Annotated in this window: 10 protein-coding genes; 5 read left to right on the forward strand and 5 right to left on the reverse strand. The window is 57.3% G+C overall.

The features are described 5' to 3' along the window. Positions 1-6 precede the first annotated feature (6 nt). Complete coding sequence (gene aldB / locus ACQG0S_RS21700) at positions 7-1,545, reverse strand: aldehyde dehydrogenase AldB (protein WP_426750765.1); 1,539 nt, start codon at positions 1,543-1,545, stop codon at positions 7-9. Positions 1,546-1,711: 166 nt separating this feature from the next. On the opposite strand from aldB, the gene ACQG0S_RS21705 reads away from it, so the two are divergent. Next, positions 1,712-2,596 carry an ROK family protein gene (locus tag ACQG0S_RS21705; RefSeq protein WP_023298868.1) on the forward strand — a complete coding sequence of 295 codons (885 nt, stop codon included), beginning with the start codon at positions 1,712-1,714 and terminating at the stop codon, positions 2,594-2,596. A 3-nt stretch (positions 2,597-2,599) separates the two neighbouring features. On the opposite strand, the gene selB is transcribed toward ACQG0S_RS21705, so the two are convergent. The 3 genes from selB to ACQG0S_RS21720 form a co-directional block, all read right to left on the reverse strand. Further along, positions 2,600-4,438: a selenocysteine-specific translation elongation factor gene (selB, locus tag ACQG0S_RS21710; protein WP_023298869.1), complete on the reverse strand. Its 1,839-nt coding sequence runs from the start codon at positions 4,436-4,438 to the stop codon at positions 2,600-2,602. Further along, positions 4,435-5,820 carry an L-seryl-tRNA(Sec) selenium transferase gene (selA, locus tag ACQG0S_RS21715; protein WP_063138189.1) on the reverse strand — a complete coding sequence of 462 codons (1,386 nt, stop codon included), beginning with the start codon at positions 5,818-5,820 and terminating at the stop codon, positions 4,435-4,437. The genes selB and selA overlap by 4 nt, the downstream gene beginning before the upstream one ends. Before the next feature lie 103 nt (positions 5,821-5,923). Continuing rightward, positions 5,924-6,532, reverse strand: coding sequence for a glutathione S-transferase (locus ACQG0S_RS21720; protein ID WP_015572763.1), 609 nt, complete (start codon positions 6,530-6,532; stop codon positions 5,924-5,926). A 436-nt stretch (positions 6,533-6,968) separates the two neighbouring features. On the opposite strand from ACQG0S_RS21720, the gene ACQG0S_RS21725 reads away from it, so the two are divergent. From ACQG0S_RS21725 to ACQG0S_RS21740, 4 genes are all read left to right on the forward strand, one after another. Then, positions 6,969-8,876 (forward strand): PTS mannitol transporter subunit IICBA, encoded by a 1,908-nt coding sequence (locus ACQG0S_RS21725; protein ID WP_022649761.1) that lies wholly within the window; start codon positions 6,969-6,971, stop codon positions 8,874-8,876. A gap of 86 nt (positions 8,877-8,962) precedes the next feature. After that, positions 8,963-10,126: a mannitol-1-phosphate 5-dehydrogenase gene (gene mtlD / locus ACQG0S_RS21730; RefSeq protein ID WP_041907503.1), complete on the forward strand. Its 1,164-nt coding sequence runs from the start codon at positions 8,963-8,965 to the stop codon at positions 10,124-10,126. Continuing rightward, positions 10,123-10,713 carry a mannitol operon repressor MtlR gene (gene mtlR / locus ACQG0S_RS21735; RefSeq protein ID WP_023298873.1) on the forward strand — a complete coding sequence of 197 codons (591 nt, stop codon included), beginning with the start codon at positions 10,123-10,125 and terminating at the stop codon, positions 10,711-10,713. The genes mtlD and mtlR overlap by 4 nt, the downstream gene beginning before the upstream one ends. 58 nt (positions 10,714-10,771) lie before the next feature. After that, complete coding sequence (locus tag ACQG0S_RS21740) at positions 10,772-11,134, forward strand: YibL family ribosome-associated protein (protein WP_063138190.1); 363 nt, start codon at positions 10,772-10,774, stop codon at positions 11,132-11,134. Between the two features lie 31 nt (positions 11,135-11,165). Here the strand turns inward: ACQG0S_RS21740 and ACQG0S_RS21745 are convergent, their stop codons facing one another. Continuing rightward, positions 11,166-12,260 (reverse strand): fimbrial protein, encoded by a 1,095-nt coding sequence (locus ACQG0S_RS21745; RefSeq protein WP_045622158.1) that lies wholly within the window; start codon positions 12,258-12,260, stop codon positions 11,166-11,168. Between the last annotated feature and the right edge of the window lie 5 nt (positions 12,261-12,265).

The raw sequence follows: 12,265 nt of genomic DNA on the forward strand, positions 1-12,265 counted from the left end.
GGGAGATTAAAACAGCCCCAGCGGTTTATCGAAGTAGCTGACTAACAGACATTTCGTTTGCTGGTAGTGCTCCAGCATCATTTTATGGGTTTCGCGCCCGATGCCCGACTGTTTGTAGCCGCCAAACGCCGCATGAGCCGGATAGGCGTGATAGCAGTTTGTCCATACGCGTCCGGCCTGAATGCCGCGGCCCATTTTATAGGCAAGGTTACCGTTACGGCTCCAGACCCCCGCCCCCAGGCCATACTGCGTGTCGTTGGCGAGCTCCAGCGCCTCGTCCATGGTTTTAAACGTGGTGACGGCCAGCACCGGTCCAAAAATTTCCTCCTGAAAAACGCGCATGTTGTTCTTACCGAACAGGATAGTCGGCTCAAGGTAGTAGCCCTCCTGCAAATCGCCGCCCAGCACCTTACGACGACCGCCGGTCAACACATCGGCCCCCTCTTTTTTACCGATATCAATATAGTTGAGGATGGTTTCCAGCTGGCCATGCGATACCTGCGCCCCCATCTGGGTAACGTTATCCAGCGGATTACCGCTGCGAATCGACTCCACGCGCCGGATCGCCCGCTCCATAAAGCGCTCATAAATGGATTCCTGCACCAGCGCGCGGCTCGGACAGGTGCAGACTTCGCCCTGGTTAAACGCAAACAGCGCAAACCCTTCCAGCGCTTTGTCGAAGAAGGCGTCCTCTTCATCCATCACGTCGGCAAAGAAGATGTTCGGCGATTTCCCGCCCAACTCCAGGGTGACCGGAATGATGTTCTGGGTCGCGTACTGCATAATCTGCTGACCCACTTCCGTTGAGCCAGTAAACGCCACTTTGGCGATACGCTTTGAAGTAGCCAGATATTCGCCGATCTCTCCCCCGGCCCCGTTGACCACGTTAATGACCCCCGGCGGCAACAGGTCGCCAATTACCTCCATCAGCAGCAGCACCGAAAGCGGCGTTAAGCGTGCAGGTTTCAGCACAACGCAGTTACCCGCCGCCAGCGCGGGCGCCATTTTCCAGCTCGCCATCAGCAGCGGGAAGTTCCACGGAATAATTTGCCCCACCACGCCGAGCGGCTCGTGGAAGTGATACGCCACGGTATCTTTGTCAACTTCACTTATTCCCCCCTCCTGGGCACGGATGCAGGACGCAAAATAGCGGAAATGGTCGATCGCCAGCGGCACGTCCGCCGCCATGGTTTCGCGGATCGGCTTGCCGTTGTCCCACGTTTCTGCAGTCGCCAGCAGCTCCAGATTCTGCTCCATCCGATCGGCGATTTTGAACAAAATGGCCGCTCTGTCCTGAACGGACGTTTGCCCCCACTTATCTTTCGCCTTATGCGCCGCATCCAGCGCTAAATCGATATCCCGCTTGCCCGAACTGGCAATTTCACACAGCGGCTGGCCGGTAACGGGCGTCAGGTTGGAATAGTATTCACCGTCGACGGGCGCCACCCAGTCGCCGCCGATAAAGTTGTCATAGCGGGGCTTCAGCTTAAGGGGAAAACCATACTCGCCAGGCTGGATACGCGATGAGGGAGGATTGTTTGTCATGACCGTCTCCTTGCTGTTGTTGTACAACAAGGGTAGTTCCGGCTGGTGATTTTCTCGCCAGCGGGTAGCGGGTTTACGAGCCGCATCACGGATTACCGTACTTTACGTTTCGTTTCTGCCGCCGCAGCCATACTTAATAGCTCAAGGGCTCATGAGGAACGATGCAATGCAGCTATTTATCGGCTTTGACGTGGGTGGAACCCACATCAAACACGGCGTAATTAATGAAAACGGCGAAGAACTGACATCCGATGAATATGATACGCCGGACGATGAAAGCACCTTCAAAGAGAAGTGGAAAGCGGTAGTGGATAAGTACTGCCAGGAGCACGAGATCGCCAGTATTGGCGTGAGTTTTCCAGGACATATCAATCACCATACCGGCGAAGCGGCCAAAGCCGGGGCGCTGGACTATCTTGACGGCGAAAACCTGTGCGAACTGTTCGCACAGCTGACCGATCTCCCCGTGACAATCGAAAACGATGCCAATTGCGCGGCGCTGGGCGAGCGCTGGCAGGGCGCGGGCAAGGACTATGAGCATTTCGTCTGCATCACCATCGGCACCGGCATCGGCGGCGGTATCGTCATGGAGGGCGATCTCTACCGCGGGTCGCACTACCGGGCGGGTGAGTTTGGCGTGCTGCCCGTAGGCAATGAGGGCGAGCCGATGCATGAAGTGGCGTCCGCCAGTGGCCTGATGAAAGCCTGCCGCCGCGCGCTGGCCGTGTCGGAAGATGAGATGCCTGATGGTGAGGAGCTGTTTAAACGCATGGACAGCGACGTGCATCTGCGCGAGGCCATTGAAGCGTGGGCGCATTGTCTGTCGCGCGGTATTTACAGCGTGATCTCTATGTTTGATCCGCAGGCGGTGCTGATTGGCGGCGGCATTAGTGAGCAGGAGAAAATCTATCTCCTGCTGGATAAATATTTACAGCGATTCGAGGAGTGGGAAGCGCTCCGGGTGCCCATCCTTCCCTGCGAGCTGGGTAACCAGGCGGGAAGGCTGGGCGCGGTCTGGCTGGCTAAGCAGAAGCAGGCGCGCAGCGCTTAACGCTTACGGAAATAACTGCGCGTCGCGTAGCACATGGTCATTGCCACGACGACGCGTAAACCCGATGCGGTTGAAATACTCCAGGATCTGAATCGCCAGTTTGCGTCCAACATTCAGCCGATCGCGGAAGTCTGCGGCGCAGGTTGATCCGCGCGCCTGATCCAGCTCCCGGATCAGGTTCGCAAACGCCACGATCCGATCGTTGCGGTAATAACGATCTTTCACGATCGCCACAATCATGCCCTGCTGCGCCGCATGCCGCAGTACCTGACGCATCAGTTGCTCATCGGTATTGGTTTCACGCGCCAGATCGCGCACCCACCAGGGTTCATCGCCAAACAGCGCCGCCACTTTTTGCCAGACCGCGTCCTGCTCAGCGGTAAAACCGGCCTTGTGTTCCGGCAGGTGCAGCCAGCCGTGATGACTTGCAATCACGCCGCTTTCACGCATGTTTTCAATCAGCAACAGCACCAGCGCGTCGTCTTCCATGGGCAACGCCATGCGCCGCAGACGTTCACGGCCCGGGCCTGGCTCATCCTGATGCTGTTCATGGTAGGTCGCCAGCGTGCTCAACACTTTACGCTGCCAGCGCGCCGCCACCGGCGCGTTCAGCAGGCTGTTGCCAGCCTGAATAAAACCCGGCTCCTGCGTCAGAAGACGCAATCCTTCACCGCTGAGCTGGCGCGCCCAGGCGAACGCAGCCAGATCCACCGCACCACGCTCAAGGTGGATATCTAACGCAGACTTGTCGTCACGGGCCTGGGCCAGCGAGGCCAGCCACGCTAAATACTCGGGCTTACGCTTGCCGCGACGGGGCGGATTCAGCATCACCACGCGGGCGCCCGCCAGGGTTTCGCGCGCGGAGATGTCGCGCAGAACCAGGCGGTCGTTATCCGCCAGCCAGAGCGGGGAGTCGAACACCAGTTCGGCGAGATCGTTTTCCAGCAGCGACACGCGTCCGGTGATGTGGCTGGCCGCGTGATGGATATGCAGCGGCTGCCACTGGGTCAGCGGCGTGTGGGTCTGGAGAGAAACGATAATCCGTTCAGAAGGCTCCGGCGGCGCGTCGGCCAGCAGCCAGTCGCCGCGGTTAAGCTGGTCTTTTTCGGCATCACCAGCAATATTCAGCGCGATACGCTGCCCGGCATGGGCCTGTTCCACCGGCTGGTTTTGCGCGTGAAGCCCGCGCACGCGCATCGGTTTGTTCACGCCCGTCAGCCACAGGGTATCGCCCACGTTAACTTCGCCACTCAGCGCGGTACCGGTCACCACCAGCCCAGCCCCTTTCACGGTAAACGCCCTGTCGATCGCCAGACGGAAGCGGTGATGGCTGGCATGTTCACGAGACGGGATCTGCTGCAAATGGTCGCGAAGAGCGTCGATACCGCGGCCTTCTGTCGCCACGGTGACAAACAGAGCGGCATCCTTAAAACCGTATTCACTCAGCGCCGCCAGTACCTCTTCACGCACCTCGTTGATACGCGCCTCATCCACACGGTCCGCTTTGGTAAGGGCGACGGTCAACTGCGGGTTTCCCGTCAGTTGCAGGATCGCCAGATGCTCGCGCGTTTGCGCCATCACCCCGTCATCGCACGCGACAACCAGCAGAGCATGATCGATCCCGCCCACGCCCGCGAGCATATTGGAAAGAAACTTCTCGTGGCCGGGCACGTCGATAAAGCCCAGCACGCGACCGTCGGGCTGTGGCCAGTAGGCGTAACCCAGGTCAATGGTCATGCCGCGCTTTTTCTCTTCCGGCAGGCGATCGGCATTCACGCCCGTAATGGCCTGCAATAACGTGGTTTTGCCGTGGTCAACGTGACCGGCGGTGGCAATAATCATTTCAACATCATCTCCAGAAACCGCCCTTCATCTTCCAGGCAGCGTAAATCCAGCCACATACGACCATCACCGATCCGGCCAATCACTGGCGTCGGTAATGCACGCCAGCGCGCCGACAGCGCCTCAAGCTGGCTTCCGCGTCCGTCGCGCGGGGTGAACGTCAGCGCTTCGCTCGGTAACCTGTCCACGGGCAGCGAGCCGCTGCCAATTTGCGACAGGCAAGGCTCGATACGAACTTCAAACTCAGGGTAATGAGGAGCAACCTGCGGCAGTAGCGCTTCCGCCCGCGCGCGAACAGAGGCTTCATCACGGCTCAGCAAACGCAACGTGGGCAGGCGGTCAGCCAGTTTCTCCGGGTGGAGATAGAGCCGCAGCGTGGCTTCCAGCGCGGCCAGCGTCATTTTATCGGCACGCAGGACACGCTTCAGTGGGTGCTGCTGTAGCTGCGCAATCAGCTCGCGCTTGCCGACGATAATCCCCGCCTGCGGCCCGCCCAGCAGTTTATCGCCGGAGAAACTGACCAGGCTTACGCCCGCAGCAACCATTTCCTGCACCATTGGCTCTTTCGGCAGACCGTACTGGCGCATATCCACCAGCGACCCGCTGCCGAGATCGGCAATCACCGGCACGTTTAGCTCGCGCCCTATGGCGGTCAGTTCGGCCTCTTCCACCGTTTTGGTGAACCCCTCAATGTGGTAATTACTGGTATGCACTTTCATCAGCAGGGCAGTGTTATCATTCACCGCCGCGCGATAATCTTTTGCATGGGTACGGTTGGTTGTGCCCACTTCATGCAGCGTGCAGCCCGCCTGGCGCATGACATCCGGAATACGAAACGCCCCGCCGATCTCCACCAGCTCGCCGCGAGAGACGACAACCTCTTTTCCGCTCGCGGCGGCCGCCAGCATTAACAGCACCGCCGCCGCGTTGTTATTCACAATGCAGGCATCTTCCGCGCCGGTGATCTGGCAGAGAATATCCGCCAGTGCGCGATCGCGATGCCCGCGCCCGGCGCCGTCCAGATCGTACTCCAGCGTCACCGGCGAGCGCATGGCCCGGGTGACGGCCTCTATTGCTTCTTCTGCCTGCTGTGCCCGGCCCAGATTGGTGTGCAGAACCGTGCCCGTCAGGTTAATAACCGGGCGCAACGCGCTTTGCGCGTGCTTGCTCAGCCTGCGTTCAACTTCCTGCGCCCATGCCTCGCACCAGCCGGGTAGCGCGTTTTCAGCCTGGATATGGCGACGCGCATCGTCCTGAAGCTGGCGTAGCATGTCGACCGTCGCAGTATGGCCAAACTGCTCCAGCACCGCAGTGATGCGCGGATCACGAAGCAGACGATCGGTAGCGGGGATCTGGCTGTAGAGGGAATGATGAGTAGTCATGAATGCGCCTGGCGAGTAAATATCTTCCCCCCTCCCGACGGGAGAGGGAGTTAACATGTGGGGGGATTGTACCGCCTCCCGCCAGGAAGTGTTATAACCCGCATCAAGCCTTTGGTGGTTCAGTCCGGGCGAAACTTTCGCGCTGGAAGAGCGTCTCCGCCAGTTTGACCAGCAGCGGACGATCCACGCACCAGCCCGGCGAGACGCGGCGGAAATTAAGGTAGCCAATGGCGCAGGCGATGGCGATCGTCGCCAGATTCAGGCTATCGCTCTGAATTTTCCCGTCGCGGATCAGCTGTTCGCACATATCCAGGCTGCGGCTGATTTTTTCGCGCTGGCGCAGCAGCTCATTTTCTGACTGCTGGGCGGCGGGCCTTGCCTGCTCGCGTACGGACGTTAATGCCGCATCCATAATGCCATCCGCCAGGGCTTCAATTTGCTTCATCGCCAGCGCTGCTTTTGGATCCGCCGGCAGCATGGCTGGCGCAACGCCAAGCAGCTCGATGTACTCCGCAATGATCGGGGAATCAAACCAGTAGTCGCCCTCGTCCGTTACCAGCGCCGGGACTTTCCCCAGCGGGTTGTACTGCGCAACGCCGTTCTCTGCGTTGTACGGTTGTTCATTTACGAATTCAAATTCAATCCCTTTCTCCAGCAGGAGAATCGAAATCTTACGCACGAAAGGACTGGTATAACTGCCGATGAGTTTCATTGCTTATCCTTAATGCCCATAAAGAGGTCAGTATGGATCAAGCCGTGAAAAAAGGCAGGTGTACGTATCGCATTCCTGCCGTGAGGGGATACGGGATAAATCTGCATAAAAATATTTTGTGAATCAAATCACAATCTGGAAACAAACAGCCAACTTAACATTGTGATATTAATCACAAAATAGCCCTCATTTTGGCGTAATTCTGAGCAATGTATTTTTTTTACACACCCATTATGTGATCGCGATCACTTCATTAATATCCTCACCCCCTACATTCATGTGATTCAGATCACACAAAATTCCGCTGTCTGGACAGTTGAACGATTCAGTGCCAGATTTCACAGCATCAGAACAGGGCCCGGCTACCTCTGCCGCCGCACATTAACGATAAACCTCGGGCCACAAGCCTAAGCGTAAACATAAGAAGGGGTGTTTTATGTCATCCGATTTTAAGATCAAAGTGCAAAGCTTTGGTCGTTTCCTCAGCAACATGGTGATGCCAAATATCGGCGCGTTTATCGCGTGGGGTATTATCACCGCATTATTTATTCCGACAGGGTGGTTGCCTAACGAAACGCTGGCGAAACTTGTTGGCCCAATGATTACGTACCTGCTGCCGCTGCTCATCGGTTATACCGGTGGTCGTCTGGTGGGCGGTGACCGTGGTGGTGTCGTGGGTGCCATCACAACCATGGGGGTGATTGTCGGTGCGGATATGCCGATGTTCCTCGGTGCGATGATTGCCGGTCCTCTGGGCGGCTGGGCGATCAAGAAATTTGACGTCTGGGTTGATGGCAAGATCAAATCCGGCTTCGAAATGCTGGTGAACAACTTCTCCGCGGGCATCATCGGGATGATCCTCGCGATTCTGGCGTTCCTCGGCATTGGCCCTGCGGTTGAAGTGCTCTCCAAGCTGCTGGCGGCGGGCGTTAACTTCATGGTGGCGCACGACATGCTGCCGCTGGCGTCTATCTTCGTTGAACCGGCGAAAATCCTGTTCCTGAACAACGCCATCAACCACGGTATCTTCTCACCGCTGGGTATTCAGCAGTCACACGATCTCGGCAAGTCCATCTTCTTCCTGATTGAAGCGAACCCGGGTCCGGGTATGGGCGTTCTGCTGGCATACATGTTCTTTGGTCGCGGCAGCGCGAAACAGTCTGCTGGCGGCGCGGCTATCATTCACTTCCTGGGCGGTATTCACGAAATTTACTTCCCGTATGTGCTGATGAACCCACGTCTGATCCTGGCCGTTATCCTTGGCGGTATGACCGGCGTATTCACCCTGAGCGTACTGGGCGGTGGTCTGGTGTCTCCTGCTTCTCCAGGCTCTATTCTGGCGGTGCTGGCGATGACCCCGAAAGGCGCCTACTTCGCGAACATCGCGGCGATCTGTGCGGCCATGGCCGTCTCCTTCGTGGTCTCCGCTATCCTGCTGAAAACCAGCAAGGTGAAAGAAGACGACGATATCGAAGCGGCAACCCGTCGTATGCATGACATGAAAGCCGAATCCAAAGGCGCAACGCCGCTGGCGGCGGGTGATGTCTCTAACGACCTGAGCCACGTGCGTAAAATTATCGTGGCCTGTGATGCCGGTATGGGTTCCAGCGCAATGGGTGCGGGCGTGCTGCGTAAGAAAGTGCAGGATGCGGGTCTGACCAACATCTCCGTGACCAACAGCGCGATTAACAACCTGCCGCCGGACGTTGACCTGGTGATCACGCACCGCGATCTGACCGAGCGCGCCATGCGTCAGGTGCCGCAGGCGCAGCACATTTCCCTGACCAACTTCCTCGACAGCGGCTTGTACACCAGCCTGACAGAACGTCTGGTTGCGGCCCAGCGCCATGAAGATAACGAAGTGAAGGTGCGCACCAGCCTGCAAGACAGCTTCGACGAGAGCAACGCGCATCTGTTCAAACTGGGCGCAGAAAACATCTTCCTTGGCCGCACGGCGACCAATAAAGAAGAGGCCATTCGCTTCGCCGGTGAGCAGCTGGTGAAAGGCGGCTACGTTCAGCCTGAGTACGTTGAGGCGATGCTGGAGCGTGAAAAGCTGACCCCAACCTACCTGGGTGAATCCATCGCGGTTCCGCACGGTACGGTTGAAGCGAAAGACCGCGTGCTGAAAACCGGCGTGGTGTTCTGTCAGTATCCTGACGGCGTGCGCTTCGGTGAAGAAGAGGACGACATCGCCCGTCTGGTGATTGGTATCGCCGCTCGCAACAACGAGCATATCCAGGTGATTACCAGCCTGACCAACGCGCTGGATGACGAAACGGTTATTGAGCGTCTGGCCAACACCACCAGCGTTGAAGAAGTTCTGGCTCTGCTTAACAAGTAACAGCGCCTCTTCCCTCTCCCCCCGGGGAGAGGGCTAGGGTGAGGGGAAAACGTTCCTCACCCCAGCCCTCTCGGGTAAAAACATTGATGAAGGTTAACACTATGAAAGCATTACATTTTGGCGCAGGTAATATCGGACGTGGCTTTATTGGTAAACTGCTGGCAGACGCAGGCATTACCCTGACATTCGCCGATGTGAATCAGGTGGTTCTGGATGCCCTGAATGCCCGTCATAGCTATCAGGTTCACGTGGTGGGTGAAAACGAACAGGTTGAAACGGTCTCTGGCGTCAACGCGGTAAGCAGCATTGGCGACGACGTGATTGACCTCATCGCGAGCGTTGATCTGGTCACCACAGCCGTGGGTCCGGTGGTGCTTGAGCGTATCGCCCCGGCGGTCGCGAAAGGCCTGGCGAAGCGTAAAGCACAAGGCGTTGAAACGCCGCTGAACATCATCGCCTGTGAAAATATGGTGCGCGGCACCACGCAGCTGAAAGGCCACGTTCTGGCCGCTGTGGCTGAGGAAGATAAAGCCTGGGTTGAAGCGCACGTTGGTTTTGTGGATTCCGCCGTTGACCGCATCGTTCCGCCATCAGAATCCGCCACCAACGACCCGCTGGAAGTGACGGTGGAAACCTTCAGCGAGTGGATCGTTGATAAAACTCAGTTTAAAGGCGCGCTGCCGACCATTCCGGGAATGGAATTAACCGATAATCTGATGGCATTTGTCGAACGTAAACTCTTCACGCTGAACACCGGGCATGCTATAACCGCGTACCTCGGGAAATTGGCCGGTCATCAGACGATTCGTGACGCGATCCTCGATGAGAACATCCGTGCGGTGGTCAAAGGGGCAATGGAAGAGAGCGGCGCGGTGCTGATCAAACGCTACGGTTTTGATGCTGATAAACACGCAGCATACATCCAGAAAATCCTCGGTCGTTTTGAAAACCCGTATCTGAAAGATGACGTTGAGCGAGTGGGTCGTCAGCCGCTGCGTAAACTGAGCGCGGGCGACCGCCTGATTAAACCGCTGCTGGGCACGCTGGAATACGGTCTGCCGCACGCTAACCTGGTGAAGGGAATCGCTGCCGCAATGCACTACCGCAGCGAGCAGGACCCGCAGGCGATTGAGCTGGCTCAGCTGATTGATGACAAAGGCGCACAGGCTGCGCTGGCGCAGATTTCCGGTCTGGATGCCAACAGTGACGTGGTTGCGGAGGCGGTCAGCGCATACAACGCAACCAAATGATGCAGAGTCCGGCGCAGGTTAGCCTGCGCCCGAATAACAGATTGTCAGATATGCAGGCAATAATGGAACAAACCCAGGCCTTTGAAAATCGTGTGCTTGAGCGTCTGAATGCTGGCAAAACCGTACGAAGTTTCCTGATTGCCGCCGTTGAGCTGTTAACCGAGGCGGTGAACATTCTGGTGCTTCAGGTGTTTCGCAAAGACGACTACGCGGTAAAGTATGCTGTAGAACCGTTACTGGACGGAGACGGACCGCTGGGCGATTTATCGGTACGGCTGAAGCTGATTTACGGTCTTGGCGTGCTGAACCGTCAGGAGTATGAAGACGCCGAGCTGTTAATGGCGCTGCGCGAAGAGCTCAATCATGACGGCAATGAGTACACCTTTACCGATGATGAGATCCTGGGGCCCTTCGGCGAACTGCACTGCGTAGCCGCGCTCCCTCCCGCACCTCAGTTTGATGACAGCGACCCAGAGCTGTACATGATGCAAAAGCTGCGTTATCAACAAGTTGTCCGCTCCACCATGGTGCTTTCCCTGACTGAGCTGATTTCTAAAATCAGCTTAAAAAAAGCGTTTCAGAAGTAAGCCCGCACACATTGGTGTATCCTTCCCTGTAAATTCCCCGTTTTCAGAGTTATTTGTCATGAAAGAAGTCGAAAAGAACGAAATTAAACGCCTGAGCGACCGTCTCGATCTGATCCGCCATCAGATGGCTGGCCTCTCCCTTGTTGATTCCGCCGAGAAATATGCCGAGCTGGAAAAAGAGTCCGAGAAGCTGGAGGCGGAAATTGAGCGCCTGCGCGATGTGAAAGGCCAGAAGCTGAGTAAAGAGGCGCAGAAGCTGATGAACATGCCGCATCGCCGCGCGATCACCAAAAAAGAGCAGGCCGACATGGGCAAGCTGAAGAAAAGCGTCCGTGGCCTGGTGGTGGTGCACCCGATGACTGAGCTTGGCCGCGAAATGGGCCTGAAAGAGATGACGGGTTTTAGTAAGACCGCGTTCTGATCGCTCTCCCCTGCCGCTGCGCAGGGGAAACTCAGTTGTAAATCAGGTTAAACGTGGCCATCGCATCCGCTTTTCCCGCCGTTACGTTCTCTTCCGTCTGAATGTAATGCGCATCAAACCAGAAGGTCTGCGTCTGGTTATCCCCCACCTGGCCAAGCGCTGACACCTGCGGGGTGTTCCACGATACCACCTGCCCCTGAACCGAACCGGTATTGTCACCGTAAAGCAGTTCGATCCCGACACCGCTGGCGCTATCCTCCTGCTTCGTCAACGCCAGCGCCCGATCGTTGCCCGGCGTGGTATCGCCAAAGAAACCCATCTTAACCGCCGTGTTATTTTCACAGGTCACCGGAATGCTGAAGCGTCCGCCTCCGGCGCGGGAGCCGATGCCGTGAAATTCACGCTGGCTCACGCTCCCCATGGGAACAAGAATGCTGCGAGAGCCCACTGAACAGCTGGTACGCCTGACGGTGAAGCTGGCGAGATGGATCTGTACCGGTGTCGCCACGTTGGTGGCGCTGGCTTGATTTTCTCCCGCCTGCAATATCAGCGATCCGACATTTTGCTCCTGGGAATTGGCGTTATCGTCAGGCATGGCGCTGGTCGTCGGGATTTTGTAGAACACCACCCAGAACTGCATTTTGTACGTTGAGGCGCTGGCAAAGGCGGGGTTTTGCGATGCGTCGCAAATGCGCCGGGACTCATTGCCATTCACCTGACTTGTGCCGTCAATATAGCGTATCGCATCGGCGCCGCAGTACTGCTGCTCGCGAAACCCGAGCGCGTAGCCGATGCCGTCAATCTGGGTTTTGTAGACGTGCCGCGACGCACCGTCTTCCCCCACCACGGTGCCGACGGGGTTATCCAGCTCGACAAATCCGATACTACGCCAGGGGTCACTACCGCCATCACAGTTGTAGAAGTCTTGCCCGGTAGACTGTATCGGCGCGGAAACCGGCGTCCAATCCGCGGTGCCGGGAGCATATCCAATGGCGTAGGGTACCTGGACAACCCACTGATCGCGCGTGGTGCGGCAGGGCGAGGCCTGAGCGTGCGCATGAAAACTCAGCATGCCAAAAAGCGAAAGAAGGCTCAGATAGAAAAACCAGTGAATAAAGTGACGCATGATAT

It is taken from the genome of Enterobacter cloacae complex sp. 418I7 (assembly GCF_050030705.1).
GTDB lineage: Bacteria > Pseudomonadota > Gammaproteobacteria > Enterobacterales > Enterobacteriaceae > Enterobacter > Enterobacter intestinihominis.